The organism is Janthinobacterium sp. GW823-FHT06H09, from assembly GCF_058794735.1.
The window spans coordinates 378272-404110 of the sequence record NZ_JBXAHC010000003.1 but is presented as its reverse complement, the minus strand read 5'-3'; the positions used below and the strand labels follow the sequence as shown (position 1 = coordinate 404110).

Genomic DNA, 25839 nt, shown 5'->3' with positions numbered 1-25839 from the left:
CAGCGATTTTGCCGGCAGATGGGGCGCAGGGCAGGTGAGGTCAGGCGCCTGGCGTGACGAAGGGCCGGCAATCGATCGGCAGGTCGATGGTAAACGTGGTGCCCGTTTCCGGCGCACTGTCGACCAGCGCGCTGCCGCCGTGGCTTTCCGCCACGTTTTGCACGAAGGGCAGGCCGATGCCCCAGCCGGGCGCGTTGCCTTCGTGCTCGCGGCGCAGGTATTCGAAGATGCGCTGCGTCTGGTCTTGCGCGATATTGCTGCCCGTGTTGTGCACGCTCAAGATCATGCGTTCGCGCAAACTGTCGATATGAATATGGATGGGACCGTCGTCGCCATACTTGACGGCATTGACGACGAGGTTTTCCAGGGCACGGCGCAGCGAATTTTCGCACCACCAGCCCGTCACGGAGGTGCCGCTGACCATGCATTTGCCCGGATGGCCGATATTGACGCTGTCGGCAACCTGCCGTGCCAGCGGCAGTACGTCGAGGCGCCGCAGGACGAGGGGCAGCTTTTGTCCCCGGTGGTAGCTGAGCGTATCGAGCAATTCCTGGATCATGTCGTCGAGGCGCTTGCCGTGCTCGATAATTTTCAGCGCCAGCGCCGCCACGTCCGGCTGTTGCGCGCGCCGCTGCAGCAGCTGTGCACTGTTGAGCATGACGGACAGGGGATTGCGCATGTCGTGCGACAGCCCGGCGGCGATGCGGCGCTGAAAACTTTCGTGCATGGCGGTAAATTCCAGGATGGCTTCGCGGATGCCCGTATCGATCGAGGCATTGATCACCTTCCAGTCCTTTCGCCGCAGCGGCACGCCCGCCTCCAGCGCGGCGGCGGCGAAGCAGTCGCGGAAAATCTGGTATTCCTGAATTACCTGTTCCGGGCCATAGCTGGTCATGCGCGCCCGTTCGTTGCCATGCACGGCAGGCGCGTTGGTGTTGCTGGTGGCGTCGTCGCGCGGGTAGCCTGGCGTGAGCGCTTCGGCCAGGTTGTCGAAGAAGGCGGGCAAGGTGTTGATGAGGATGGGCGTGAGCAAGGCATCGGCGCCGCGTACCTTGGCGCGCACCTCGTGCTCCCACTGCGTCAGCACGGCATCGCGCATGCTGAAGATGCGCCGCGTGCGGGCGGGCATGTCCAGCGCAAGCATTTTCTGGTCAGAGGCATAGGTCATCGCGGCTCCCCATCGACATCCCGGCATCCGCGCGATGCAAGGCGGGAGCTAAAGTATCCTCCAAATCGGCGCGCAGGTGGCGTTCAATTTGACGCGTGGGCGCCTGTCATGACGGCGCTCAAATGGCTGAGGGCCGCATCCCATTGCTCCAGCGAAAAGTTTTGCGGGTCGTCATGACCGTTCGCAAAGCCCGTATCGAGCACGGCGTGGAAGGCGGGAATCAGCCACGTGCCCTTGCGCACGCTGGCGGCGATATACAGCAGGGCCAGGCGGTCGTATTGGGCCGGCGTAAAGCCGGGATCGGGCGCCAGGCCGTCGTTGCCCTTGCCGCCGCCGGGCACGGAGTTGCGCGGCTGCACCAGTTCCACGTGCAGGAACAGACCCGTCAGCGACGGCTTGTCCTTTTCCAGCTTGCTGGCATAGCTGGCCGTGCCAAAGTCGCGCACGGCCAATGAATCGCCGAGGCGGTTCACGTAGACATGGCCTTTCGGACCGCCGCCCAGCGCCGGATTGCGCAAGCTGAAGTCGTTGAAATCCCAGCTGGCGTCGTTGATGTGATCGGGAATAGTTTCTAACAAGAAATTCGGGTAGCTGGTGTCGTGGATGACGAAATAGCGGGCCATGGGCGCGGCCAGCCGGCCCACGGCGCGCGACAGCGGTGCATCGACGGCGCCGCCCGCGTCCGCCTCGGCGATGCCTTGTTCCGCCAGCCAGGCGCGCAGGGCGATGGGGACGATGCCCGTGCGCTGGCCGACGTGGGCGGCAAGAAAGGCCGGCAGCGGCGCGCTGTCGCCCAGACGCGCATACAGTTTCACGGGGCGCAGCAGACAGGTGGCTTGCGCCCGCGCATCGCCCTTGAAGCCGCTTTTCCAGGCGGCATACGGGCATCCGGCCTGCTTTTGGGCAGCGGCGGGCAGGGACAGGCACAGCAATAACAGGAGGGCAGGGAGTTTCATGCGGGCATTGTCGCCCAAATCCGGCCGTTGGCACAGGCGCGCACGCGAAGCTGCCCGGGGAAGGGGCAGCTTCGCGTCGGTCCGCTTAAAACGCCACGCTGCCCGACACGACGAAGGTGCGCGGCGCGGCCAGCACGAGGCTGCCCGCATCGAACGAGGAGACGGCCGAGGCCCAGTAGCTGCGGTCGGCCACGTTGTCGATGCGCGCGCGCAAGGTCACGTCATGGCCCGCCACCTGCGTCAGGTAGCGCGCGCCGATGTCGACGCGGGTCCAGGACGGCAACTGTTTGCTGTTGGCCAGATCCGCATACTGCGTCGAGGTGTAGACGGTGCGGGCATTCAGGCTCAAGCCTGGCGCGCCGGGCACGTCCCATTCGCCGCCCACGCTGACCTGTGTTTTTGGCGCGCCGATGGCGTTCTTGCCATTGTTGGCCGGCTTGTCGGTCTTGCGCTGTTCCGTATCGAGCCAGGTCAGGCCGCCCAGCAGGCGCACGCCCGCCATCGGCGTGCCGAAGACGGACAGTTCCAGGCCCTGGTTGCGCTGTTCGCCCGACAAGGTGGCGCGCGAGCCGACCACGGCCGGCAAGGGCTTGGCGGTCGAGAACAGCGCGGCGCTCATGCCCAGCCTGCCGCCGTCGTACTTGATGCCGATTTCCTTCTGCTTCGACTTGTAGGGCGCGAAGACTTCGCCATGGTTGCTGACCAGCTGGTTCTCCTTGCCATCGAAGTAGGTGCCGCTGGCAACGGGACCCTTGACCAGCGCTTCGATGTAGTTGGCGTAGACCGACACGTTCTTGCCGGCCTTGTAGACGATGCCGGCCACGGGCGTCGTGGCGCTCTTGTCATAGCTGGAATATTGCACGGCCGTGCCGTAGGCATATGCCGCATCGCGGATCTGCTGGCGGCGCAGGCCCACGGTCAGCAGCAGCCGGTCGTCGAGGAAGGCCATGGTATCGGCCACGGCGTAGCTGTTGAGGATAGTTTTTTGTGTCAGCCGTGGGTCGTTCATCACGCCGCCCGAGTTCGCGGGCAGGGTGGGCGGCATGGCCACGTCCAGCGGATGGTAGATATTCGTCGGCAAGCCCGCATAATCGCTGATCGCATACGCATTCTTCGCCTCGTTCCAGTGACCGGACCAGCTGGCCACCAAGGTGTGGCGGACGGCGCCGGTATGGAGCTTGCCGCGCACGCCCAGTTCGCCCGTGCGGATTTCCTGCTTGCGGGCATTGTCGAAGCGGTACACGCTGGCATCGCCATTGAGCGCGCTCAACGTCGGTTGGGCCAGGCTGTTCGCTTCCTTCGTCGAGCGGCTGCCGAACGCGGCCCAGGCTACGACATCCTTGGCGAGGTCGACTTCGGCGCGCGCCGTGCCGAACACGTCATGCTCCTTCGAATAGCTCCACGGCTGGGCAAAGTTCTTCGACGCATCGGGTGCGCCTGGCAAGGCCGTCAGGCTGCCCGTGTTGATGGAAGGGCGCGGCGCCGTCAAATCGAAATTCTGGTAGCCGGCGTCGGCCGACAGGCGGTAGCCGCGGCCCCGGTAGTCGAGGCCGACCGAGAACATGCCCACGTCGTGGTCTTCGCGCTGGATGCCGGTTTCGCCCTGGCGCTTGGCGGCATTCACGCGCACGCCGAATTCCTGCTGCTCGCCGAAGCGGCGCGCCACGTCGATGGCCGCGTAGGCGTGGCCGCCCGATTCCACGCCCACGGTCAATTCCGTCAGCGGCGTGTTGCCGGCGCGCTTGGGCATCAGGTTGATGGCGCCGCCGATGCCGCTGCCGCCCGGCGCCGCGCCGTTGAGGAAGGCGCTGGCGCCGCGGAACACTTCCACGCGCTCGAGTAATTCCGGCGAGACATATTGGCGGGGCAGAACGCCGTACAGACCGTTGTAAGCCACGTCGTCCGAATCGAGGGCGAAGCCGCGGATCACATACACTTCCTGGAAGTTGCCGTAACCGCGAGACATGCGCACGGCGCCATCGCTTTGCAGCAAGTCGCCCACGCTGCGCGCTTGCTGGTCGGCAATGAATTGCTGTGTATAACTGGTGCTGCCGAATGGCGAGTCCATCATGTCCACGGCACCGAGGATGCCCATGCGCCCGCCGCGCGCCACCTGGCCGCCCGCATACGCTTTCGACAGTCCTTGCGCCGACGCGTCGGCCGAGGCATTCACGACCACGGTCGGCATGGTTGGCGCGTCGCCGGCCGCTGCTGCGGTGCTGGTTTGCGCGTGGGCGGCGGCGCTGGCCAGCAGGAAGGCGGCCAGGGCGAACGGGGTAGGGACGAGGTGGAAGGTGCGCATGGAGTTATCTGGATATTAATGAGAATGATTATCATTATATTCCAGCGTGGCACGGCGCGTGGGAAAGTGTGAGCAAGCGATGAAAAAGTCGTTATTTGTGCAACATCCGATGCCCCAAGGTGCCGGAATCTGGCGAGAAAAGGCGCGCCAGGCGATACCTTGTGGATTTATTAATGCCTATGGTCAAGTTTCGCTAAAATAAGCCATCGCGCCCGGCGCCCACAGGAAACCGCATGCCATTGCACCGCCATCTACAGTCCGCTTCCATGCGCCTACGGGGCGGCTTGAGCTTCAAAGGCGCGGCCGTCGCCCTGATCCTGGCCATGCATGCGCTGGGCCTGTACTTCCTCCTGCTGCCGGCGCGGCAGCTCAAGCAATATACGGAAGTGGCCTTCATGACCTTGCTGCCGCCCCGGCCCGCGCCGCCGGCGCCGCCGATGGCCATGCCGCCACCCATGCTGATTCCCGTGCCGCGCGCGCGGGCTCAGGTTCCGTCCGTCGTGCCTGACATGCCGCCCGTGACAGCAGAAGCCATCACCATGCCCGCCGAGGAATTGTCCGCCGCGCCCCCGAACGCGCCAGCTGGCCCCGATTTGCGCACCCGCGCCAGGCTGGCTGCGGGCGCCGCCGACAAGGCTTTGCGCGGCGAACTCAAGCAACAACAGCCTTGGCTGGCCGCGGCCGACCTCACAGGCGACAGCGCGTTCCAGAAACAGGTCGCCTCCGCCTGGCGCGGCGGCCCCGTCATCCGCGTAGAGGAATACCTGACGGCCGACGGGCGTCCTGCCACGCGCGTCGTCAACCCCGGCGGTGCCACGTGCTTTGGCATGGATGCGAACCCGGGCGCGGGCGCCGATCCGTTCAAGACGGGCGGCAAGATCAAACGCGTGCCTTGCCCTGGTTGAGCCGGATTGAATGCTATGTAGGTCAGATTAGCGTAGCGTAATCTGACAGGCTGCGTGGCGGCGCTTGTCGGCTTACGCCCGTTGGGCTAAGCCGACCTACGATGGAATCGGGTGGCTCCACGCAGGAAAAGACCGCGCGGCGTGCAGTTGTAGGTCAGATTAGCGCAGCGTAATCTGACAGGCTGCGTGGCGGCGCCTTGTCGGCTTACGCCCGTTGGGCTAAGCCGACCTGCGGCGGAATCGGGCAGCCCGACGCAGGCAAAGACCGCGCGGCGTGCAGTTGTAGGTCAGATTAGCGCAGCGTAATCTGACAGGTTGCGTGGCGGCACCTTGTCGGCTTACGCCCGTTGGGCTAAGCCGACCTACGATGGAATCGGGTGGCTCCACGCAGGCAAAGACCACTCAGCGTGCAGTTGTAGGTCTGATTAGCGCAGCGTAATCTGACAGGCTGCGTGGCAGCGCTTGTCGGCTTACGCCCGTTGGGCTAAGCCGACCTACGGCCGAATCGGACAGCCCGACGCAGGCAAAGACCGCGCGGCGTGCAGGGTTTTAGGGGGCGTATTAGGGTATGCCATCCCCGGCTGGGTCTCAAATATGCTAAGTTGCGTCTGCATATCTTGTCGACACGACCCAGGACGCCCATGCCACCCGAACTCCTCATCCTCGCCCCCAGTCCCTCGGCTGCCGTCAACGCGCAGCTGGAACAGCAATATACCTGCCACCATGCCTGGCAAGTGCCGGCGGATGAACGCCACGCCTGGCTGGCCGAGCGGGCGCCGGCCATCCGCGCCGTCGTCACGACGGGCGCGCTGGGCTTGAACGCGGCCGACATGGGCCTGCTGCCCGCATTGGAAATCGTTGCCGTCAATGGCGTGGGCCTCGATGGCGTGGCGCTCGACGTGGCGCGCGAGCGCGGCATTGCCGTTACCACCACGTCGAACGTGCTGACGGACGACGTGGCCGACATGGCGCTGGCCTTGCTGCTGGCCAGCGCGCGGCATGTCGTGGCACTCGACCGTTTCGTGCGCGATGGGGGCTGGGAACGCCGCGAGGCCATCGTCCCCGCATCTACCTTGCGCGGCAAGACGGCCGGCATCTTCGGTTTCGGCCAGATCGGGCAAGCCATCGCGCTGCGCCTGGCCGCCTTCGGCATCCATGTGCGCTACTTCCAGCCGCGCGCCATTGCCGGCACCGACGTGCCGCGCGCGGAGTCCTTGCTGGCCCTGGCGCAGGAAAGCGATTATTTGATCGTCTGCGCGCCGGGCACGCCGGCCACGCGCAAGATCGTCGACCGCACCGTGCTGGACGCGCTGGGGCCGCAAGGCACCCTGATCAATATCGCCCGTGGCGCCCTGATCGACGAAGACGCCCTGATCGCCGCCTTGCAGGATGGCCACCTGGGCGCGGCCGGCCTCGACGTGTTTGCGGACGAACCGCGCGTGCCAGACGTCTTGTGCGCCTTGCCCAACGTCGTGCTCACGCCGCACGTGGGCAGCCTGACCGTGGAAACACGCCATGCGATGGGTCAACTGGTCGTCGATAACCTGGCCGCCCACTTCGCCGGCTTGCCCTTGTTGACGCCAGTAAAGTTATAAATACCCACCCGGGACGTACCGTTTTAATCAAGCATGAATGAAAGAGTCGCTATGGAATTAAGTAAATCGCTGTTGCGCACGCGGGGCGGGCTGGACAGCGGCAAGGTGGGCATGATCGAGCTGTTCTTCGATCTCGTGTTCGTGTTTGCCGTGACGCAGCTGTCGCACGGCTTGCTGGCGCACCTGAGCGCCATGGGCTGGCTGCAGACGGGCTTGCTGCTGATGGCCGTCTGGTGGGTGTGGATCTTCACCTCGTGGATCACCAACTGGCTCGACCCCGAGCGCATTCCCGTGCGCATCAGCCTGTTTGCGCTGATGCTGGGCGGGCTCATCATGTCGGCCTCGATACCGGAAGCGTTCGGCACGCGGGGCTTGGGCTTTGCGGGCGCCTATGTCGCCATGCAGGTGGGCCGTCCCCTGTTCGCCTGGTGGGCCGTGCGCCATGAAGCGCTGGCGCGCCGCCGCAATTTCCAGCGCATCGCCTTGTGGGCCGTGCTCTCCGGCATCTTCTGGATCGCCGGCGGCATCGCGTCGCCCGAGCAGCGCATCTTCTGGTGGGCCGCGGCCCTGCTGATCGACCTGGCCGGACCATGGATGCTGTTCGGCATGCCGGGCCTGGGCCGCTCGACGACGGCCGACTGGGACGTCGATGGCAGCCACATGGCCGAACGCTGCGGCCTGTTCGTCATCATCGCCCTGGGCGAATCCTTGCTGGTGACGGGCGCCACGTTCGCGGGCCTGGAATGGACGGCCGGCAACTGGCTGAGCTTCTTGTCTGCTCTGGTCGGCAGCATCGCCATGTGGTGGATTTATTTCGACACGGGCGCCGAAGCGGGCCACCACCGCATCGCCCACTCGAAGGACCCGGGCCGCATCGCCCGCAAGGCTTACACGTATATCCACGTGCTGATCGTGGGCGGCGTGATCGTCAGTGCCGTGGCCGATGAACTGGCCCTCGTGCATCCGGATGAAGCAAGCTTCGCCGGCATCAGCGCCTTGCTGGGCGGCCCGATCCTGTATCTGCTGGGCAATGCGCTATTCAAATGGGTCAGCAGCGACCGCACCGCGCCGCCGCTGTCGCATCTGCTGGGCATTTTGATCATTCTGGCGCTGATCCCGATGGCCTACGGCCGCCTGTATTCGCCCTTGATCCTGGCCTGCATCACGAGCTGCGTGCTGGTACTGGTGGCCGTGTGGGAACATATGGCGCTGCGCCGCCCGCCGCCGGAGATTGATCCTTGACGTCTGTTTGACCTCAACCGGCCGGCGCGATGTCGTCCGGATCGCTGCGCGCATCGAGTTGCAGCTGCAAGAACGCCAGGTCCAGCCAGGCGCCGAACTTGGTGCCCACCTGGCGCATCAAACCCACTTCCTCGAAGCCCAGCTGCTTGTGCAGGGCGATCGAGCCGGCATTGCCCGCCTCGATGCCCGCCACCATCACATGCTTGCCCAGGCCGCGCGCCCGCATAATCAGTTCCCCCATCAAGGCCTTGCCGACCCCGGCGCCACGGCTGTCGGCGCGCACATACACGGAATGCTCGACCGTATGGCGGAAACCCTCGAACGGGCGCCAGTCGCCGAACGAGGCGTAGCCAGCCACCTTTTCCTCTGCATCGATGGCGACGAGCACGGGATAGCCGGCCCGCTCGCGGTCGGCCAGCCAGGCGGCGCGGTTGGCCGCATCGACTGTCCGTTCATTCCAGATGGCCAGGGTATGGCTGACGGCATCGTTGTAGATGGCCGTGATGGCCTCGATATCGCCCGCGTGGGCATCGCGTATGTGCATGTTGATCTCCTTGCTAGTCGTCTACTATAATGGACAAATAATAGAGTGCCGCCCACGCCTTGTCCAATAAAATCCGAATGGAACCCGATATATGTCCACTAAACCAGACGAATTGAACCAGCGCATCGGGGCCCGGGTGCGCCTCGAGCGGGAAAGCCTGGGCTGGTCGCTGACGGACCTGGCGGCCCGCTCGGGCGTGTCGCGCGCGATGGTGCACAAGGTGGAGCGCGGCGATTGCAGCCCCACGGCCACCTTGCTGGCGCGCCTGTCGGGCGCCTTCGGCCTCAGCATGTCCGAACTGATCGCCCGCGCGGAAATGCGCGAGGGACGCTTGCTGCGCAAGCTTGAGCAGCCCGTGTGGGTCGACCCGCAGAGCGGCTATGTGCGGCGCCACGTGTCGCCCGCGTCCGACATGCCGCTCGACCTCGTGCACATTACCTTGCCGCCGGGCGCCGTGGTGGCCATGCCGGCCGCCGCCTACGTGGCGCGGCGCCAGCTGATCTGGGCGCTCAGCGGCAGCCTCGTCTTCATCGAAGGGGAGACCCGCCACGTGCTGGACGAGGGCGACTGCCTGGAACTGGGTCCGCCGGCCGACTGCGTGTTTAGGAATGAAACGACTACGGCCTGCACCTACGCCGTGGCGGTATTGAAAGGCGCTTGACCTTAAGCCAGCGCCGCCGCGCGCAGCTGGGCGATGAAGGCGCGCGCGGCGGGCGCCTGTTCGTGGCGGCGGAAGGCCACGGCGATTTCCGAGCTGATCTGCGGCGCTGCCAGTTCGCGGAACACCACGCCGGGCAATTGCACGCTGGCCATCACGGAGTGGGGCACGATGGCGCAGCCCACGCCCAGCGACACTTCCGTCAGCACGGCCACCAGGCTGCCCGGGCGCGACACCACCTGCGCCGCAAAGCCGCCGCGCCGGCTCACCTCCAATGTTCCCAATTCCTGTTCTGGCACGATGAACGCCTGCTGCGCCAGCGCGGCCGGTGAAGCCGCGTTGACCCCGGCGAGCGGGCTGTCGGCCTGCACGGCCAGCACGAAGCGGTCGCGCAGCAACACCACGCTGTCCAGTCCGTCCGGCAAGTGCAGGGGCGGGCGCACGAAGGCCAGGTCGACTCTGCCCTGGTCCAGCAAGCCGGGCAGGGCATCCATCGCGTATTCGCGCGCGCCGATGCGGATGCCGGGGTGGCTGGCGCGAAACTGCGCAAACTGTCCCTGCAGCACGCCTGAGTATGCGGCCGAAGCCACGTAGCCGATTTCCAGCCGTCCCAGTTCGCCCCGTCCCGCCCGGCGCGCCACGTCCTGCGCCTGCGCCAGCTGCTCCAGCGCGCGCGCCGCTTCCAGCACGAACAGTTCTCCGGCCGCCGTCAAGGACACGGCGCGCTTGCTGCGCTGGAACAGGCGCGTGCCCAGCAGCTGCTCCGTTTCCTGCACCTGCTTGGTCAGCGCGGGCGGCGAAATGCCGAGTTCCGCCGCCGCCCGCGCGAAGTGCAGGCTGTGCGCCACGGCCAGCACGCAGCGGAAATGCCGCAATTCCATGTCTTTGTCTGTATTCACCATGGGTAAATTATAAGGCGCTTGTCTTATAACAGGAAATAACAGCAGCCTGCTTAAAATACAGGCATGAAGAATACCAACTGGACCCTCTATACCTGCTCGGGCGTGTGCGCGCTGATCATGCTCGACACCAACGTCGTCGCCGTCTCGCTGCCGTCGATCGCCCGCTCGCTCAACGCCAGCTTCGTCGACGTGGAATGGGTGGTCAGCGCCTACATGCTGGCGTTTGCCTCGTTCCTGTTGCCGGCCGGCAGCATCGCCGACCGCCTGGGACGGCGCAAAGTGATGCTGTATGGCCTGGCCGTGTTCGCGCTGGCCTCGCTGCTGTGCGGCCTGGCGTGGACGCCGTTCGTGCTCAACGTGGCGCGCGCCGTCAAGGGACTCGGTGCCGCGCTGCTGCTCACGTCCGCGCTGGCCGTCATCGGCCACACCTTTCATGCGGAAAAGGAGAGGGCGCGCGCCTGGTCCGTGTGGGGCGCGGCCATGGGCGTGGCCATGACGGTGGCGCCGCTCTTGGGCGGCCTCGTTACGAGCGTCATCAACTGGCGCTGGATTTTCTACCTGAACCTGCCCGTCGTCGCCATATTGATGTGGCTGGTAGGCAGGCACGTGGACGAATCGAAGGACGCTTCCAACGCCAGTTTTGATCCATTGGGCGCACTGCTGTTTTCCGCCGGCCTGTTCTGCATCATATGGGGCTTGATCGACGCCAGCGTGGCGGGCTGGTCCAGCCATGCCACCATGCTGCGCTTTGCGGCCGGCGCGGCGCTGCTGGTAGTGTTCGTGCTGGTGGAACGGCGCCAGCGCGCGCCCATGGTCGATTTATCGCTGTTTGGCCGGCGCGTGTTCGTCGGCGCCGTGCTGGGCATGTTCGGCTACGCCATCGCCGCGCAAGTGATGATGACCTTCTTGCCGCTGTACCTGCAGAACGCCTTCGGCTTTTCCGCCGTGCTGGCCGGCTGCGCCATGCTGCCGTTCGCCGTCGCCATGGTGGTGTTGTCAAGGCTGGCGCCGCGCGCCATGCGGGTGCTGGACGACCGCGGCATATTGGTGACGGGCTTGCTGATCGTCGCCGTGGGCAACGTCGCCACGGCGCTGGCCGCCGCCAGCCTGCAGTACGGCTGGGTGGCAGCCGGCATGGTCGTCACGGGCGCGGGCGCAGGATTACTCAACGGCACGACCCAGAAGGCCATCCTCGCCTGCATCCCCCGCGAACGCACGGGCATGGGTTCCGGCATCAGCACCACCACGCGCTTCGTCGGCATCGTGCTGGCCGTGGGCGCGCTGGGCGCCGTGCTGGCCATGCGCACGGCCGCCTCGTTCGAGCAACTGGCGTGGCTGCATGGCTTGAAAGCCTCGCCCGAGATGATCGGGCGCATCGTCGCCGGCAACGCGGCCGACGCCTTCGGCCAGCTGCCGCCCGCGCTGCAAGCCGTGGCGCAGGAAGCGGCGCGCCACGCTTTCATCGACGGCTTTGCCAGCGTGCTGTATCTGGCTGGCGGGCTGGCGGCCGTGGTGGCGGCGCTGGTGTTCGTGCTGGCGCGGCCGCTGGAAAAAGTGTAACTGTTCAGCAAGATGCGCGTGCGCCGCCCGCACTTGTAATATGATGCCATCGAGAAATACATGGCAATCATATAACTACCGCAGGGAGTAGCATGCGCAGAAAACGCATTATCGTGACCAGCGTGCTGGTCGCCGTCATCGGCGTGGCCGCCCCCCTGAGCCTGGCCTTCTATTTGTCGTCCGTGCGCGCCGAGCAGGGCGAGCAGGAACGCCTGCGCCTGCTGGCCGGCTACGCGCTCGAGCGCGCCCACCGCTCCATCGCGTCGGCCGGGCTCGCCTTGCGCAGCGCCGATGCGCTGCACCTGGCGCCGTGTTCGGACGCGCATATCCAGCAGTTGCGCCGCATCACCGTCACCACGCGCAGCATCGACGATATCGGCTACGTGGAAAATGGCTTGCTCAAATGCACGTCCACGGGCATCGAAGAAGCGCGCATCGCCGTCACGCCTGCCGGTTTCACCCTGGCCAACGGCATGGGCATCGATTTCAACCTGCGGCCCGTCGTCAGCGGCGGCAAGCGCATGGTGGGGCTGTCCCACCGCGCCTACAAGGTGCTGATCGATCCCGTACGCTTTTCCGACGTCATCGTCGACAGCGATATCCAGATGGCCGTGGCCATCGGCAAGCAGGGCGTGCTCGACACCCTCCATCATCCCGACCCGGCCGTGGTGCAGGCCCTGCTCGCCGGCCAGCCAGCGGCGGACGGCCACATCCATGCGACGCTGTACCGCGATGGCTTGACGGCCGTCATGATCGAGCCGCGCAGCAAGCTCAACGACAGGCTGCGGCGCGAACAGCTGCTGCTCTTGCCGCTGGGCCTGCTGATGGCCGCCTTCATCGTCGGCATCGTCATCTGGCTGTCGCGCCGCCGGCTGTCCTTGCGCGGCGAACTGGAAACGGCGGTCGAGCGGCGCGAATTCTTTGTTCATTATCAACCGATCATCGCGCTCGACACGGGCGTGTGCGTGGGCGCCGAGGCGCTGATACGCTGGCGCCGTCCCGACGGCAGCATGATACGACCCGACCTGTTCATCCCCGTGGCCGAGGAAAGCGACCTGATCCTGCCCATCACGGACCAGGTGATCGCCTGCGTCATCGCCGACATGCGCGCCGCGCTGCTGGCCGACCGCGAACTGCACATCGCCATCAACCTGTGCGCCAGCGACATCGAAACGGGCAGGGTGCTCGACGTGCTCGAACGGGCGCTGGCCGGCACGGGCATCGAGGCGCAGCAAATCTGGCTGGAGGCGACGGAACGGGGCTTCATCAACGTGGAAGCGGCCCGCGCCACCATCGAAAAAGCCAGGGCACGGGGCCACGCCGTGGCCATCGACGACTTCGGCACCGGTTATTCCAGCCTGTCGAGCCTGCAAAACCTGCCCCTTGACGCCTTGAAAATCGACAAATCCTTTGTCGACACCATCGGCACGGACGCGGCCACCAGCAGCGTCACGCCGCACATCATCGCCATGGCGCGCACTCTGAACATGCTGATCGTGGCCGAAGGCATCGAAACGCAGCAACAAGCCGATTATTTGCTGGAACGCAAGGTCGAATTCGGCCAGGGCTGGCTGTTTGCCAAAGCGCTGCCGGCCTTGGACTTCCTCGCCTTTTACGCAAGCCGCCGCTTGCCATCGCCCCCATGAAACAGCCACGCTTTCCCTATCCCTTGCAGCCGCTGCGCGTCCCGGGCGGCTGGCACATCACCGTCAACACCCTGTTCGAGGTGGAGCCGGGGCCCGACACCATGCAATGGTTCAGCAGCGCGCTGCTGCTGTGGGGCAGCTGCCGCGACAGCGGTTACTGCTTCAATTCGCACTTCGAGCCGGAAGACGATCCGCAGGGTGAGTTCGTGCTGGAAATGGGCAAGGTGGCATACGACCGCCACGGCAAGATCGTCCAGGGCAGCGACGCCTTCCTCGGTGAATTTCGCACGCGCAGCAAGGCGCAATTCATCGCCCGGGTCGAGCAATTCATGCAGGACCCGGCAGCCTAGGTTTTACTGCTTGCGCGGCAAGACCACGTCCTGTCCGCCTTGCGTGAGCACGGCGCCGGCGATCTTGCCCGCCGCATCGCGCGTAAAGGCCAGGTCCGCCTCGATGGCGCGGAAGAAAAACGCGTCTTTCGCGCTGGCAAACAAGGGGGCTGAGCCGACGCCCGTGCCTGCCGCTTCCAGGCCATGCTTGCCCAAGGTCACCGTCAACGTGAAATCCTTGTCCAATGGATACTCGCCCACGTACTCGGCCAGCGCGGCGCGCGGCAATTCGATGGCGGCCGGCGGCTTTTTCAGCGGCGGCAAGGGCGTGCCGGGCAGCAGGGCGGATAAGCCCAGCGCGTCGATATCGCGCGCCGCGTTCGTCAACACCACCACGCCCCGCTTGCCGTCCGTCGTGAACGCCGCATAGCTGGTGTAGCCGCCCGTCTGGCCGCTGTGCCAGGCGTAGCTTTGACCCTGCCGCTGCTCCAGCAGCCACGCCAGGCCGATTTTCGTCTCGCTGTCCGGTGCCAGCTGCCGCTGCGGCTTGAGCGCCAGCGCATACGGGCGCAGCGGCTTGAACATGTACGCTTGCAGGTAGGCAACCATGTCGCGCGCGCTCGAATACACGCCGCCGGCCGGCGCCACCACGTTCAAATCCCAGGCGGGTGTCGGCTCGCCCGACAGCAAATGACCGGGCGCCAGGCGCGCCAGCATGCCGTGCGTGGGCGTGTTCGACGTCGAGCGCATGCCCAGCGGCACGGCGATGCGCTTTTGCAGCAGCGCTTCATAGCTGGTACCGGCCTGTGCGGCCAGGGCCGTGCCCAGCACGGCATAGCCGATGTTCGAGTAGTCAAATTTGGTGCCCGGCGCGCGGGGCAGATGGTAGGCGGCGAGAAACTGCCGCTGCTTCGCTTCCGTGTAGTCCGCATACGGATTGGCGGGGTCCTTGGGCGCGAAATTGTCGGGCAGGCGCGGCAGCGAGGAATAATGCGTGGCCAGGTCCAGCAGGCTGATCTGCTTGCCGTCGAAGGCCGGCATGGTGTACCCAGGCAATACTGCCGCCACCGGCTCGTCGAGTTTGACCTTGCCTTCGACGACGGCGTCGGCCAGCAGCAAGGCCGTCATGGTCTTGGTGACGGAACCGATCTGGTAGACAGTGTCGGCGCCCGGCTTGGTGTTCTTGCCTGCATGCACGCTGCCAAAGCCGTAGACGGCGCTGGTCTTGCCGTCGATTACGGCGATGACAATGCTGGGGAGCATGCCCGTGCGCGTGAGTTCCTCGGCGCGCTGGCGCACGGCGTCGTCCAGGACGGGCTCGGCCAGGGCGGCGCCGCCGAGCAGGCAAAGGGGGAGAAGGGCGAAAGTGGGTGTCATGGGAACCTTGTCCAGGGTGGGCCGAATGCACGCCGGCAACTGGATAAGATGGCTGGCATGCCCTGGGAAGCATACGGCGCCAACATGAAGGGCGCCTGAGTTTTATGCCACTTTTGCCGCTTTGCTAAGGTTTGCGCTTGCCCGGCATGGCCTGGCCGTTCTGGTGCAGGACGACGCCCGTGATGGCACCCTGGGCGTCGCGCTGGAACACCAGTTGCGCTTCGACCACCTTGTAAAAGAAAGTGTCCTTCGCGCTCGCGTACACGGGCGCTTCGGGCTGGCCCGTGGCGCCCACCAGCAAGCCGTCGGGACCCTGGCGCACGCTGAGGACAAACGTGGGCGCCAGCGCATACTGGCCCGCATATTGCGCCAGTTCGGACGGGGCGATGGCGATTTCCTTCGGCGCCGGGGCATTCGGCGGCGGCAGGCTGCCGGGCAGCAGCACGCCCACGCCCAGGGCGTCGACGTCGCGCGCCGTGCTGCTCAGCACCACCACGCCCCGCTTGCCGTCCAGGGTGTAGCCGGCAAAGCTGGCATAGCCGCCCGTCTGCCCGTTATGCCAGGCGAAAGGCTGGCCCTTGACCTGGTCGAGCATCCACGCCAGGCCGATCTTTTTCACGCCGTCGCCTTCACCTTCGCCGGCCAATACCCGGTGCGGCTGCACGGCCAGCTGCTGCGCGGGACTGCTCGCCCGCATGTACGATTGCATGTAGGCAATCATGTCGCGCGCGCTGGAACGCACGGCGCCAGCCCCCGCGATGGCCTGGAAATCCCAGTTCGCGGCCGGCTTGCCATCGGCCAGGTGGCCGGGCGCCAGCCGCGCGCGCAGGGCGGGCGTCGTCACTGCCGAGCTGCTGGCCATGCCCAGCGGACGGAAAATGCGCGCTTGCAGCAGTTCTTCGTTAGACATGTTGGCTTGCGTGGCCAGGGCAGTGCCCAGCAAGCCATACGCGAGATTCGAGTATTCATACGCGGCGCCCGGCGCGCGCGCCAGCGCATGGCCGGCCAAAAAGGTGCGCAGCTGCGCCTCGCCATAGCCGGCGTAGGGATTGCGCATGTCCGCCGGCGCCAGGTTGGCGGGCAGGCGGGGCAAGCCGGAAAAGTGCGTGGCCAGCTGGCCCACGGTAATTTTCTGGCCCGCCAGCGCGGGGATGGCGTAGGCGGGCAGCAGTTCGGCCACCGGCTGCTCCAGTTGCGCCTTGCCCGCCACGACGGCGTCGGCCAGCAGCAAGCCCGTCATGGTTTTCGTCACGGAGCCGATTTCATACACGGTGTCGGCATCGGGCACGCCCTGGTCGCCGGGCCGCGCGCGGCCAAAGCCGTACACGGCGCTGTCCTTGCCGTCGATCACGGCGATGACCAGGCTCGCATGCTTGCCGTCACGCACCAATGTTTCCGCCCGTTCCCGCATGGCCGCGTCGAGGGTGGGCGCGGCCACGGCGGCGCCGGACAGGGACAGGAGGGGCAGCAGCAGGGTGCGTAAGCGTGGAGGCATCGTCGATTCCGTCAGGAAAGTGATTGGTGGGAATACAGCATAACAGCATCACTGGCAAGATAGCCGTTTTGGCAAGATGGTGCGGCGATCATGGCCGCCAGCTGCGCGCGCATGTCGGCGGCCATACCGAGCAGCAATTCGCCGCGCCGGCGTGCATCGGCGCGTTTCTTCGATGGCACCCCGGCCAGATCCGGCATGCGGTAAGCCGCGCAGGGCAAGTGATAATTGCCGTCGCGCATGCGCAAGGCATGCAATTCCTGCCACGCCTGGTCGTAATCGGCGGCGATATGGCGCCGCCGGCGTGCATTCAGGGCGATGCGGTTGTCGTTGCTGATCAAGAACAGGTTGGTACAGGCAAAAAAATCGCCAAAGTCGCGCAAGGCCGTCACCATCAGGTTTTTCGGACGACAACCGTGCAGCGCCCGTGTGGCGTCCTTGACGGCCAGCTTGCCCGCTTCCGAGCGCAAGCCTTGCAGCGCGCCCAGCTGCAGCGAGACGCCATCGGCGCGCGGCACGAACAAAAAACTGGCCAGGTACAGGGGCAGGTCGTCGCGCGTCAGGCGCAGGCACAGTTCGCCCTCGCGGTAGCTGTCGTGGATGGCCGTCAGCTGCAAACGGTATTGCGCCCCATCTTTGCCGTCGAACGCGGCCAGCACCACGGGTTCGCGCGCGGCCCGTTCGACCAGCGCACGCGCACCCGCTTGCCACAGGAAGCGGTAATGTCCTTCCAGCAAGGCCAGGCGATCCGCGCAACCGAGCCGGCGCGAGGCGTATGGGCGGTAAATCTTGAAGCGCAGGCAGGGATGCAGCTGCGCCAGCGAGTTCAAGCCCGGCATGCTGCCGAGGAAGGCGTGCCAACGCGTGCGCTGGCGGGGAAAGAAGAGGGCGCCCAAGGCCGCTTTCAGGCGGTGGCCGCTGGCGGAATATAGTGGCACTGCGGGTGGCGTGGCGGGCGGCACGGCGGCGCCGTGGTGCAAGGTCAAAGCGATGTCATTCATGATTCTGCCGGAAAATGGCAGGCGCTGCACAATGAGAGCCTTGCCAATTTGAATGCTACGCGGGCCAGGTGAATTTCATATTAAGAAGCTATTCCCACGGTATCTAGAGGATGGAAACTAAACATTTGCCTTTTGGCAACGTGGCCGGTTATGCTCGCGGCACTGTAACCCGATGAAATGATTGCACCCCATGAAACTCCGCCATTTGCTTGCCATCCCCATGCTGCTCGCCGCGCAGGCCACCCACGCCCAGGACCGCACGGCCGATCTTCTGGCGCCGCTGGCACAATGCATCAACCGCAGCGAGTTCCAGTTCAAAACGCAGGACCGCTTGCCGGCCAGCGCGACCACGCGCGTCGTCAAGATGGCGGCGGGGGAGCGCCGGGTCTCGACGGCCGATGGCTACCGGCTGATGCTGTTCCGCAAGAGCAGCTTGCCCCTCGCGAATCTGAAGATCGAACGCAGCGCCGCAGGCCAGTTTGCCGCCGACCGCGAGACCATCGTGGCGCAAATGCAGGAGATGTCGGCCAGCAGCAAGCCGCCGCATCAGGTGCCGCTGAAAACGGACGCGCGCCAGGGCGTGGAAGTGCTAGGATTGAATAACGCCAGCATCGCGGAGACACCGGGCATTATCAGTTTCTATACGCTGCTGCATGCCGCCAGCGGCACGGTCGCCAGCGCCTACGTGTTGAACCAGCCGGCCGACCCGCGCGACTTTGCCACGGACGCCCAATACCAGGCCTTGCGCGACCAATTCATTGCTTCGCTTGCCAACTGCATGGCCGATCCTGCGCAGTAAGACAAGCGCACAGGAAGGAGACGTGAACCATGAAAAAAGCCGCAACAAGTACGCCGCCCGCCGGGGAAGCGGCAGGCACGGAATCGCCCGCCAGCCAGATCGACGCGAAAATCGCCTCGCTGGCGGACTGGCGCGGCAAGACCCTGGCCGCCGTGCGCGCACTGATCCACCAGGCGGACCCGGACGTGGTCGAAGAAGTCAAATGGCGCGGCGTGCCCGTCTGGTCGCATGCGGGCATGATTTGCACGGGCGAAACGTATAAACTGGCCGTGAAACTCACCTTCGCCAAGGGCGCCGCCTTGCCCGATCCGGCCGGCCTGTTCAATTCCAGCCTGGACGGCAACACGCGCCGGGCCATCGACATCCACGAAGGCGAGCATCTCGATGCCGCGGCGTTCAAGGCGCTGATACGCGCCGCCGTGGCCGCAAATACGGCGCCAAAACCAAAACGGACGAATACTTGAGACATTATCTGTATATCTGGCACGACCCGGCCGAGCGCATGCTGGTCGCTTCCGGCATCGAATTCAACGATGTCATCCCCGCGCTCCTGCATGCGGACGGCATCGTGCTGCGCAAGGGCAGCGCCGGGACGCCCAGGAAACCTGCCGGCTACCAGACCCTGGCGCGGCAGCAATTGCCAGCGCTGGCGCATGAAGATATCCATGCCTGGGGCAGCCACGCCTGGGCCGATTGGCAGGGCGCGCCGCCGGCCCCCGGCGATGCGGACGTGGCCGCGATGCTTGACCATCGTGGCGCGCTCACGCCGCCTGCCGCCTTGCGCAGCCGCTTTCTCGCCTTTGCCCACGACGACGGCTGGTACCTGAAACTGTTGTATGCGGCATGGGACGACGCGGCGGCCTTGCTTGCCGGCGCCATCGCGCCAACCTTGGGCGCGCTCGACATGGACGCGCTGCAACAGGGAAGCGAAGGCTACTGGCTGCAGGACGGCGCGGTCCAGGCCGAGCTGAAAACCCACGATATCGACAGCGTGCTGAACCGCCGTTTGTAGCCCATGAAAACGCCACAAGAAAAGAAACACCTCAGTTACGCCAAAGACCGCCGCAATACTTATGGCGAAAACAGTAAATCCTCGCGCAAGGCGATTCACGCCGCCAAGGCACGGGCGAATCGCATGGAGAGACATAGGCAAGAGCAACTATTGGCGTCCACCCTGAAAGCGGACGACGCCGAGCAGTTGGCAGCGGTCGAGAATCGCGTGCGTGCCACGCCGCCCAGGCGATGGCGCAAGTTTCCCGATACGGCGCTCGGCCTGGTGCTGGCGCGCCGCCGGCCTGCTTGATACTCTCGGCACGGCTTGGTCTCGGCGGCATCCAGGAAAAGATGTAAAAAGTGGCGCGCAGCGCGGCTTTGCCGCAGCAGCGGCACCAGGGCAGCCTGGATGGCGTCCTCGAGCGCATCCTGGCGGACGTCGACGCCACGGTGTCCGCGATGGCTGTCCAGTGCGACGGTGCCCGTTTGAAATTGCAGCTCCCGGCGGCGGAAGATGTCTCATTGCTCAGTTGCCAGCGCCAGCAGCGTCGCGTTGATCGGTGTCAAGGTGAAATGCTGTGCGTACTCGTCCCGTCGGCCGTCATCTGGCAGGCGAAATACTGGGGCAAGCCTTGAGCGCTGGCCAGGCCCGTTCCGCGACCGTCATAGAGATCCCATACCATGTAGACAAGCTCAAACAGCGCGTTTCTCCTGGCTATCCATGAGCAGTGCCAGCCTTGCCGCCATGCCGGCATTGTCGCGCAGCAAGGCGTCGCGTTCCAGCGCCAGCGCTTCGGCGCGCTGCTGCGCTGCCTGGGTATTTTCCGCCAGCATGTCGAGCTGTCTGTCCTGTGCAGCCAGCGCCACCTTGGCGTCGTTCAGCGCCAGCAAGGCCGTGTCCAGCTTGGCCAGCAGGGCGTCGGCCGAGGCGGCCGCCTGCAAATATTGAAATTCAAACTGGTCGCGCTCGGGACGCACGGTGGCCAGCGCATCGCGGTCGGCGGCCGCTTCATCAGCCAGGCGCGTGTGTTCGGCCTGCAGCTGCGCCAAACGCATGTCCTGCTGCACCAGGGTCGCCTGCTGGCCTTGCAGGCGCTGCTGCAGCTGCGCGTTATCCTGCTCCAGACGGCTGATCCGTTGCTGCGCCTGCGCCCGTTCCTCGCTGCGCTGGGTCGCGGCCGCTTCCTGGTAATGGTCGAACTGCGAGCGCACCTGCGCCAGCTGGCGGTTCAGGGCGGCGATTTCCTCGCCGCGGTCGGCCAGGCGCTGCGTCAGGCCCGCATTGTCGCTGTGCAGGGTGGCCAGGGTGACGGCGCGGAAATGGTGTTCTTCCTTCAGTTGCGCCAGCGCATGCTGGGTGGCGCGCAATTCCTGGGTGAGGGCGGCGCGCGCCTCCGTCAGTTTCAACCGTTCGCTTTCCGTCTTCTTCAGTGTTTCCAGCGCGGCGTCCAGTTCGGCGCGGTGTTGCTGCATGCCCGTTTCCAGTTGCTGCGCCACGTCGCGCTGCTGCTTTTCATAGACGCCGCGCATCGCTTCCATCAGTTCGGCCGGCAAGCCTGACTCCGTTTTCACGGCGCCCGTGCCCTGAAACTCTTCCTTCCAGCGCTTGAGCAAGGGTGCGATGGTGCTCTTGCTGCCCGTGCTGCCCAGCGCTTCGCGCACATTGTCGACCGTGGGATTGCGCCCATCGGCAGCGACGATTTGGGCTGCTTTCATAACATCAGAGTACAAAATGCCGGTGCGGGCCATGAAATCACCTATGAACGAAATTTAGTAACGTATTACATGATACGTAATATCGCGTAATATTACGATATAAATTTTCATCGTTTTTCAAAAATATAAAACACGATAAGATCGCTTATCGCGTGTTATGGGGGTGTTTGGCATGCTATTCTGTGACCCTCCCAGTACAAAACCCCGATTTCGCCGCCGCCATGCCCGATTTACCGCTCTCTAAACGCCGTGTTGCCGTGCCAAAAAACGTCGCCTTGGCTGCTGTACCGTTACACGGCGCCCTGGTCGATGCCGAGCTGGCCGCGCGCCACAAGGCGTTTCTCGCCGCCGCCACGTCCGACAACACGCGCCGCACCTACCGTTCCGCCATCCGCCACTTCCAGGCTTGGGGCGGGGCGCTGCCTGCCGACGAGTCCACCCTCATCCGCTACCTGATGGCGTATGCGGACAGCCTGAACGCACGCACCCTGGCCCTGCGCCTGACGGCCCTGTCGCAATGGCATGTGTACCAGGGCTTTGCCGACCCCGCGTCCACACCCACCGTGCGCAAGACCCTGGCCGGCATCGCGCGCCTGCATGGCAAGCCGAAAAAGAAGGCGAGGGCGCTGCCGCTGGAAGACCTGGAACTGATCGTCGCCAGGCTGGCCGCCCTGGGCACCAACAAGGCCTTGCGCGACAGCGTCTTGCTGCAGCTGGGTTTTTTTGGCGCTTTCCGCCGCAGCGAACTGGTGAGTTTGAAGCTGGAAGACATCCGCTGGGAGCCGCAAGGCCTGGTGATCACCTTGCCCCGCTCGAAAACGGATCAACTGGGGGAAGGCATCGTCAAGGCGATCCCGTTCGGCGACGGCGTCTGCTGCCCGGCCACGGCCCTGCGCGCCTGGCTGGGCGTGGCGGGCATCGCCGCCGGGCCGCTCTTGCGCACCGTCAACCAGTGGGGCCATGTGGGAGGAAAAGGATTGCACGCGAGCAGCATCAACACGATATTGGAAGGCTGCGCCCGGCTGGCCGGGCTCGATTACGTGCCGGAACTATCGAGCCACAGCCTGCGCCGCGGCATGGCCACCAGCGCGCACCGCGCCGGCGCCGATTTCCAGGCCATCAAGCGCCAGGGCGGCTGGCGCCACGACGGCACCGTGCATGGCTATATAGAAGAGGCGGGCCGCTTTGAAGAAAATGCTGCGGGGAGTTTGTTGAAGGGGAAGAAGGCGCCAGCGGGCTGAGGCTGCCCGACAACAGCTCGCAGCGGACCGCCATTTATTCCGTCGCACATGTTCATGCCAGCTCAACTGATGGCATACCCCAGCAAATACAGTAGCGTGGTAAGGACTGTCAGCAGCAAGAGTCTGCGCAATTTTCTAGATGCGGTAACGCCGGGCCGTGCGCTAAGCCATCCCGTCACCGTAAAAATGAATGATGGGCCAAGAAGATAGGCCACCAGCGCGGCAATGACCCACCAGGACACGGAACACGGCCCTATCTCGTAGCAAGCTCCGGAGTCGCGGTGCAACAGCTTGAAATGAAACCTGAACGCCATGTGACTGCCGGCATACATTGCAGCCCAGGTTGTTAGCAGTCCGACAATGAGAAATCCGACCGACAAGCCTATGCGTTTCACTCGACCTCCCAAGACAGGGTGCGCCTCGCGTTGCTCACGTCCGCGGTGCCGATCGAGGTGTGGGGAACATGAACGCTTGATACGCGAATTCTTTTGCCCGCCAGCGAGGAGGAAAGCATCTTGATTCCTGTCTTGTGACAAGCTTGAAAATCATGGGTGTTGCTGCTTGTAGAGCAAGCAGGTCAATACTGCCATGACAAGCAAGGAAAATAGCGCACTGGTGAACAATATCCTTGTCACGTGAGGCTTTCCTGTCACTATGCCCAAGAGCACGCCCCATGTTATTGGCAAGGTCGCATAGATGACGGTTGACATGACTTTCAGCAAACTGGAGCATGATTCGCGACAAACGTTGGTCTTTGCAAGGACCTCAAACGCATGAGGCAGCATATCGAAGACAATGCCCGCCAGGAATCCGAGAGCAATAAAAGCAATCCTTTTAAGCATCCTTGCCCTCGATGCTGGCGGCGTCGCAGGCGTTCTTCCAGGTAGGCGTTCCGTACAAGCATATGCTGTATCAGTCGAACGACTGCTAGGGCGGCGATACAGGCCGCTCCGCCCGGACAAACTTCAGAAACGTGGTTCATCTGTTACCGCTGCAAGCTGTTCGTGTAACGGTAGTGTATCGTGTATTTATGTGTAAAACGTAGCTGCCGGACCGTCTGCAAATCTGGCTTGGCGCGAGTCCTCCCGCAAAGTCAGGACTTTTGCGGCAAAACCAGGCCGCTTTGAAACGCCAGCTTGATGTCGCTTTCGTGCGAGTAGGCGGAAGATTCCCACACTTCGTTCGCTTGCAGCTGGGTGTATGTCTGAAAGATATTGCGACGCCACGGGGATGGTCTGGAAGCAACGTATCCAGTGAAAAACCGCTGCGCCTGTTCTTGGGTCCCAAAGCACAACAGGAATGACAAAGGGGTAGGCGATGGATCGCAAATGGCGGGAAAACCGCCCCCATGCGACGCAAGATGTTCAAGCGCCCGCGGACGATCGGCAAACAAGGAGAAAAGCGGCAGGGCGCGTTCGACAAACAACTGGCCCATCTGCTCAATCGAGGAGCGCGCCGTCAAACCCGCCACTTGCCAGATCATGGAGCTGGCATCTTTTTCGGACCGAAGCAAGCCGCCGAATAGCACGGCGCCATTGCAAGCGGTTCCGCCCCTGTTCTCCGCAAGCCACTTCTTCAGGGCTTTGCTGGCGATGGAGAGGGCCACCTGCATGCGCACATCGCTGCGGGAATTATAGCGCTCGGGCTCGAACGACACCTCGAAAACGGTGTCCTTATCGGCAGCCACCTTCTTCCAAACGGTTCCTGCCTTGTTGGGCTTAAAGCCATGGGGCGCGAGAAATTTCCCCACTTCCTGGCAAGCGTGAAGAAACTGGGCTTTTGGATCGCCATGACGGTTGACGGGATCGGCCGACCACGCTTGCCATTGGCTGTAGCGCTGGTCGAGGATGGGTTTCAGTTGATCGAATTTCTCCCAGGTATTCTCGACGTGATAGACGCTCGGATACTCAAAGCCGTGCGCGGCGGCGTGACGGTTGAACACGTCGCAATAGTCTTGCAGAAAACTGCCATGCTGTCGGGCAAATGCCGACTTTGCGTCGTAATAGTCAACGGCGAAAGCATTGCCCTGATCGTTGAGATCTTCTTCCCATAGTTTGCCATCGCAAGCATCGATCAGAAATTGTAGTCCGGTAATTTCCCGACTGACCAGGCGCCTTAACTCCCCGGCGGAATCCGTGCGGTGGAAATTGCTCGCCATGTCCTGGTGAACCAGCCAGGCCAGGAACATGCCGATATGGATACCGCCATGCTCTTCCGGCAAATCATCGGGATATTTTCCACCAGAATGCCAATCAATCCTGTCATATGCCATTGTGTAACCCCATGAGAATATCGAAATGGCAATTGTTTATTACTGCAGCGCAATTGCCAAGGTGTCTGCCAACACCCTGAGTTTCGAGGTGCCGGCCTATCCATTCTACCGGGCGATTCCACCAGGCGATTTCCAATAGCCTTATCAGGCGCCCGCTTGTTCCCGGGGACGGATGATCATGCAGGTGGCCGTCGCGTGCGCGTACACTTTGCCGGCTTCGTCGCGGATCGTGCCTTCCGAAATGACCAGGTTGCGGCCTGCATTGATGACTTTGCCTTCCGCATAGACCGGCACGTTGAAGGGCAGGGGGCGGCACATCTTGATGTTCAGGTCCGTCGTGCCGTAGCTTTCGCCGGCCGGCAAGACCGTGTGCGTGGCGCAGCCCGTGACCGTGTCGAGCACGGTGGCGGCGAAACCGCCGTGCACGCCGCCCATGGGATTCGTGTGGTTTTCATTCGCCGTGGCCGTGAAGATCACGCGGCCGTGCTCGATCGTGTGCGCATCCATGGGCATGGTCTTGGAAATGCCGGGCCGGGGGAACAAGCCTTGCGCGAACGCTTGCATCAGTTGCAAGCCGGTCATGTCGTTGGGGTGCATGGTAACTCCTGTAGGGTGATGGTCAGGTTAAATGTCTTGCTTGAAACGCAGGCGCGAGGCGTGCAGCAGGAAGCGGGCGACGATGGCCAGCTCTTCCTCGCTGAAGCCTAGCTTCAGTTGTTCATTCAGGCTGTCGAGCAGTGGCAGGGCATGGGCCAGTACCTCGCCGCCCTTGGCCGACATGTGCAGGGTGCCGGCGCGCGCGTCGAGCGCCGACTGGCCGCGCACGATCAGGCCGTTTTCTTCCATGCGCGCCACCAGGCCCGTTACGGCCGAGTTTTTCAGCTGCAATGCCCGCCCCAGATCCTTCAATTGGCAGCCTTCCTCGCCCTTCAGGGCAAACAGGGCGACCACTTGCGTGCCGGAAAAGCCTAGTTCGCTGGTGAAAACGGCATCGGCCGAGCGGAACAGGTTCTGGCGCGCCAGGTTGAGCAGATTGAACAGGCGCGGCGAACGCTCGCCCAGCGGGCAGGCGGCGGCATCGGAAAGGTCTGGCTGGAGGGAGGTATTGGTACGCATGCGAAGTATACTACTACGTATGCGT

At 64.3% G+C, this 25839-nt stretch carries 25 protein-coding genes; 13 read left to right on the top strand and 12 right to left on the bottom strand.

What is annotated here, in order from left to right; translation table 11 throughout:
- Positions 1–40 precede the first annotated feature (40 nt).
- The 3 genes from AC1Q6X_RS06685 to AC1Q6X_RS06675 all read right to left on the bottom strand — a co-directional run bounded on the left by AC1Q6X_RS06685 (position 41) and on the right by AC1Q6X_RS06675 (position 4426).
- Positions 41–1168 carry a sensor histidine kinase gene (locus tag AC1Q6X_RS06685; RefSeq protein WP_492495941.1) on the bottom strand — a complete coding sequence of 376 codons (1128 nt, stop codon included), beginning with the start codon at positions 1166–1168 and terminating at the stop codon, positions 41–43.
- 83 nt (positions 1169–1251) lie between these two features.
- Entirely contained in the window at positions 1252–2124 is an 873-nt protein-coding gene (locus tag AC1Q6X_RS06680; protein ID WP_492495939.1) for a hypothetical protein, read from the bottom strand.
- Positions 2125–2209: 85 nt separating this feature from the next.
- Entirely contained in the window at positions 2210–4426 is a 2217-nt protein-coding gene (locus AC1Q6X_RS06675) for a TonB-dependent receptor (protein WP_492495937.1), read from the bottom strand.
- Between the two features lie 233 nt (positions 4427–4659).
- On the opposite strand from AC1Q6X_RS06675, the gene AC1Q6X_RS06670 reads away from it, so the two are divergent.
- From AC1Q6X_RS06670 to AC1Q6X_RS06660, 3 genes are all read left to right on the top strand, one after another.
- A complete protein-coding gene (locus tag AC1Q6X_RS06670) occupies positions 4660–5331 on the top strand; it encodes a hypothetical protein (protein ID WP_492495935.1) in 672 nt (223 codons plus the stop codon).
- Positions 5332–5972: 641 nt separating this feature from the next.
- Positions 5973–6926, top strand: coding sequence for a 2-hydroxyacid dehydrogenase (locus AC1Q6X_RS06665; protein ID WP_492495933.1), 954 nt, complete (start codon positions 5973–5975; stop codon positions 6924–6926).
- Between the two features lie 51 nt (positions 6927–6977).
- Positions 6978–8168 (top strand): low temperature requirement protein A, encoded by a 1191-nt coding sequence (locus tag AC1Q6X_RS06660; protein ID WP_070288342.1) that lies wholly within the window; start codon positions 6978–6980, stop codon positions 8166–8168.
- 13 nt (positions 8169–8181) lie between these two features.
- On the opposite strand, the gene AC1Q6X_RS06655 is transcribed toward AC1Q6X_RS06660, so the two are convergent.
- Positions 8182–8712, bottom strand: a complete 531-nt coding sequence (locus AC1Q6X_RS06655; RefSeq protein ID WP_492495931.1) for a GNAT family N-acetyltransferase — start codon at positions 8710–8712, stop codon at positions 8182–8184.
- A gap of 91 nt (positions 8713–8803) precedes the next feature.
- Between AC1Q6X_RS06655 and AC1Q6X_RS06650 the strand changes: the two genes are divergently transcribed.
- Entirely contained in the window at positions 8804–9373 is a 570-nt protein-coding gene (locus AC1Q6X_RS06650) for a helix-turn-helix domain-containing protein (RefSeq protein WP_492495929.1), read from the top strand.
- Positions 9374–9375: 2 nt separating this feature from the next.
- Here AC1Q6X_RS06650 and AC1Q6X_RS06645 read toward each other — a convergent pair whose 3' ends face one another.
- A complete protein-coding gene (locus tag AC1Q6X_RS06645) occupies positions 9376–10272 on the bottom strand; it encodes a LysR family transcriptional regulator (RefSeq protein ID WP_492495927.1) in 897 nt (298 codons plus the stop codon).
- A 63-nt stretch (positions 10273–10335) separates the two neighbouring features.
- Between AC1Q6X_RS06645 and AC1Q6X_RS06640 the strand changes: the two genes are divergently transcribed.
- The 3 genes from AC1Q6X_RS06640 to AC1Q6X_RS06630 all read left to right on the top strand — a co-directional run bounded on the left by AC1Q6X_RS06640 (position 10336) and on the right by AC1Q6X_RS06630 (position 13828).
- Positions 10336–11832: an MFS transporter gene (locus AC1Q6X_RS06640; protein WP_492495925.1), complete on the top strand. Its 1497-nt coding sequence runs from the start codon at positions 10336–10338 to the stop codon at positions 11830–11832.
- 92 nt (positions 11833–11924) lie between these two features.
- Positions 11925–13478 (top strand): EAL domain-containing protein, encoded by a 1554-nt coding sequence (locus AC1Q6X_RS06635; RefSeq protein WP_492495923.1) that lies wholly within the window; start codon positions 11925–11927, stop codon positions 13476–13478.
- Positions 13475–13828: a hypothetical protein gene (locus AC1Q6X_RS06630; RefSeq protein ID WP_230503150.1), complete on the top strand. Its 354-nt coding sequence runs from the start codon at positions 13475–13477 to the stop codon at positions 13826–13828. Before AC1Q6X_RS06635 ends, AC1Q6X_RS06630 begins: the two co-directional genes overlap by 4 nt.
- Before the next feature lie 3 nt (positions 13829–13831).
- On the opposite strand, the gene AC1Q6X_RS06625 is transcribed toward AC1Q6X_RS06630, so the two are convergent.
- The 3 genes from AC1Q6X_RS06625 to AC1Q6X_RS06615 form a co-directional block, all read right to left on the bottom strand.
- Complete coding sequence (locus AC1Q6X_RS06625; protein ID WP_492495921.1) at positions 13832–15184, bottom strand: serine hydrolase domain-containing protein; 1353 nt, start codon at positions 15182–15184, stop codon at positions 13832–13834.
- Between the two features lie 124 nt (positions 15185–15308).
- Positions 15309–16679: a serine hydrolase gene (locus tag AC1Q6X_RS06620; RefSeq protein ID WP_492495919.1), complete on the bottom strand. Its 1371-nt coding sequence runs from the start codon at positions 16677–16679 to the stop codon at positions 15309–15311.
- Positions 16680–16690: 11 nt separating this feature from the next.
- A complete protein-coding gene (locus AC1Q6X_RS06615; RefSeq protein WP_492495917.1) occupies positions 16691–17677 on the bottom strand; it encodes a VirK/YbjX family protein in 987 nt (328 codons plus the stop codon).
- Positions 17678–17867: 190 nt separating this feature from the next.
- On the opposite strand from AC1Q6X_RS06615, the gene AC1Q6X_RS06610 reads away from it, so the two are divergent.
- The 5 genes from AC1Q6X_RS06610 to AC1Q6X_RS06590 are packed head-to-tail and all read left to right on the top strand — an operon-like array spanning position 17868 to position 20105.
- A complete protein-coding gene (locus AC1Q6X_RS06610) occupies positions 17868–18476 on the top strand; it encodes a hypothetical protein (RefSeq protein ID WP_492495915.1) in 609 nt (202 codons plus the stop codon).
- 29 nt (positions 18477–18505) lie between these two features.
- Positions 18506–18940 (top strand): DUF1801 domain-containing protein, encoded by a 435-nt coding sequence (locus tag AC1Q6X_RS06605; RefSeq protein ID WP_492495913.1) that lies wholly within the window; start codon positions 18506–18508, stop codon positions 18938–18940.
- Positions 18937–19488 carry a hypothetical protein gene (locus AC1Q6X_RS06600; RefSeq protein WP_492495911.1) on the top strand — a complete coding sequence of 184 codons (552 nt, stop codon included), beginning with the start codon at positions 18937–18939 and terminating at the stop codon, positions 19486–19488. The genes AC1Q6X_RS06605 and AC1Q6X_RS06600 overlap by 4 nt, the downstream gene beginning before the upstream one ends.
- A 3-nt stretch (positions 19489–19491) precedes the next feature.
- A complete protein-coding gene (locus tag AC1Q6X_RS06595; protein WP_492495909.1) occupies positions 19492–19779 on the top strand; it encodes a hypothetical protein in 288 nt (95 codons plus the stop codon).
- A 50-nt stretch (positions 19780–19829) separates the two neighbouring features.
- Positions 19830–20105, top strand: a complete 276-nt coding sequence (locus AC1Q6X_RS06590; protein ID WP_492495907.1) for a hypothetical protein — start codon at positions 19830–19832, stop codon at positions 20103–20105.
- Between the two features lie 57 nt (positions 20106–20162).
- Here the strand turns inward: AC1Q6X_RS06590 and AC1Q6X_RS06585 are convergent, their stop codons facing one another.
- Entirely contained in the window at positions 20163–21185 is a 1023-nt protein-coding gene (locus AC1Q6X_RS06585; RefSeq protein WP_492495905.1) for a DNA-binding protein, read from the bottom strand.
- Positions 21186–21367: 182 nt separating this feature from the next.
- Here AC1Q6X_RS06585 and AC1Q6X_RS06580 point away from each other — a divergent pair, with 182 nt between their 5' ends.
- Complete coding sequence (locus AC1Q6X_RS06580; protein ID WP_492495903.1) at positions 21368–22426, top strand: site-specific integrase; 1059 nt, start codon at positions 21368–21370, stop codon at positions 22424–22426.
- A gap of 1093 nt (positions 22427–23519) precedes the next feature.
- On the opposite strand, the gene AC1Q6X_RS06575 is transcribed toward AC1Q6X_RS06580, so the two are convergent.
- The 3 genes from AC1Q6X_RS06575 to AC1Q6X_RS06565 all read right to left on the bottom strand — a co-directional run bounded on the left by AC1Q6X_RS06575 (position 23520) and on the right by AC1Q6X_RS06565 (position 25814).
- On the bottom strand, positions 23520–24698 hold the full coding sequence (locus AC1Q6X_RS06575) for a DUF7832 domain-containing protein (RefSeq protein ID WP_492495901.1): 1179 nt from the start codon (positions 24696–24698) through the stop codon (positions 23520–23522).
- Between the two features lie 144 nt (positions 24699–24842).
- Complete coding sequence (locus AC1Q6X_RS06570) at positions 24843–25295, bottom strand: PaaI family thioesterase (RefSeq protein WP_492495899.1); 453 nt, start codon at positions 25293–25295, stop codon at positions 24843–24845.
- 27 nt (positions 25296–25322) lie between these two features.
- On the bottom strand, positions 25323–25814 hold the full coding sequence (locus AC1Q6X_RS06565; protein ID WP_492495897.1) for a MarR family winged helix-turn-helix transcriptional regulator: 492 nt from the start codon (positions 25812–25814) through the stop codon (positions 25323–25325).
- Between the last annotated feature and the right edge of the window lie 25 nt (positions 25815–25839).

Coding starts and splice junctions, on each gene's coding strand:
- AC1Q6X_RS06685 (WP_492495941.1), bottom strand. CDS start 1,168: ATGACCTATGCCTCTGACCAGAAAATGCTTGCGCTGGACATGCCCGCC.
- AC1Q6X_RS06680 (WP_492495939.1), bottom strand. CDS start 2,124: ATGAAACTCCCTGCCCTCCTGTTATTGCTGTGCCTGTCCCTGCCCGCC.
- AC1Q6X_RS06675 (WP_492495937.1), bottom strand. CDS start 4,426: ATGCGCACCTTCCACCTCGTCCCTACCCCGTTCGCCCTGGCCGCCTTC.
- AC1Q6X_RS06670 (WP_492495935.1), top strand. CDS start 4,660: ATGCCATTGCACCGCCATCTACAGTCCGCTTCCATGCGCCTACGGGGC.
- AC1Q6X_RS06665 (WP_492495933.1), top strand. CDS start 5,973: ATGCCACCCGAACTCCTCATCCTCGCCCCCAGTCCCTCGGCTGCCGTC.
- AC1Q6X_RS06660 (WP_070288342.1), top strand. CDS start 6,978: ATGGAATTAAGTAAATCGCTGTTGCGCACGCGGGGCGGGCTGGACAGC.
- AC1Q6X_RS06655 (WP_492495931.1), bottom strand. CDS start 8,712: ATGCACATACGCGATGCCCACGCGGGCGATATCGAGGCCATCACGGCC.
- AC1Q6X_RS06650 (WP_492495929.1), top strand. CDS start 8,804: ATGTCCACTAAACCAGACGAATTGAACCAGCGCATCGGGGCCCGGGTG.
- AC1Q6X_RS06645 (WP_492495927.1), bottom strand. CDS start 10,272: ATGGTGAATACAGACAAAGACATGGAATTGCGGCATTTCCGCTGCGTG.
- AC1Q6X_RS06640 (WP_492495925.1), top strand. CDS start 10,336: ATGAAGAATACCAACTGGACCCTCTATACCTGCTCGGGCGTGTGCGCG.
- AC1Q6X_RS06635 (WP_492495923.1), top strand. CDS start 11,925: ATGCGCAGAAAACGCATTATCGTGACCAGCGTGCTGGTCGCCGTCATC.
- AC1Q6X_RS06630 (WP_230503150.1), top strand. CDS start 13,475: ATGAAACAGCCACGCTTTCCCTATCCCTTGCAGCCGCTGCGCGTCCCG.
- AC1Q6X_RS06625 (WP_492495921.1), bottom strand. CDS start 15,184: ATGACACCCACTTTCGCCCTTCTCCCCCTTTGCCTGCTCGGCGGCGCC.
- AC1Q6X_RS06620 (WP_492495919.1), bottom strand. CDS start 16,679: ATGCCTCCACGCTTACGCACCCTGCTGCTGCCCCTCCTGTCCCTGTCC.
- AC1Q6X_RS06615 (WP_492495917.1), bottom strand. CDS start 17,677: ATGAATGACATCGCTTTGACCTTGCACCACGGCGCCGCCGTGCCGCCC.
- AC1Q6X_RS06610 (WP_492495915.1), top strand. CDS start 17,868: ATGAAACTCCGCCATTTGCTTGCCATCCCCATGCTGCTCGCCGCGCAG.
- AC1Q6X_RS06605 (WP_492495913.1), top strand. CDS start 18,506: ATGAAAAAAGCCGCAACAAGTACGCCGCCCGCCGGGGAAGCGGCAGGC.
- AC1Q6X_RS06595 (WP_492495909.1), top strand. CDS start 19,492: ATGAAAACGCCACAAGAAAAGAAACACCTCAGTTACGCCAAAGACCGC.
- AC1Q6X_RS06585 (WP_492495905.1), bottom strand. CDS start 21,185: ATGAAAGCAGCCCAAATCGTCGCTGCCGATGGGCGCAATCCCACGGTC.
- AC1Q6X_RS06575 (WP_492495901.1), bottom strand. CDS start 24,698: ATGGCATATGACAGGATTGATTGGCATTCTGGTGGAAAATATCCCGAT.
- AC1Q6X_RS06570 (WP_492495899.1), bottom strand. CDS start 25,295: ATGCACCCCAACGACATGACCGGCTTGCAACTGATGCAAGCGTTCGCG.
- AC1Q6X_RS06565 (WP_492495897.1), bottom strand. CDS start 25,814: ATGCGTACCAATACCTCCCTCCAGCCAGACCTTTCCGATGCCGCCGCC.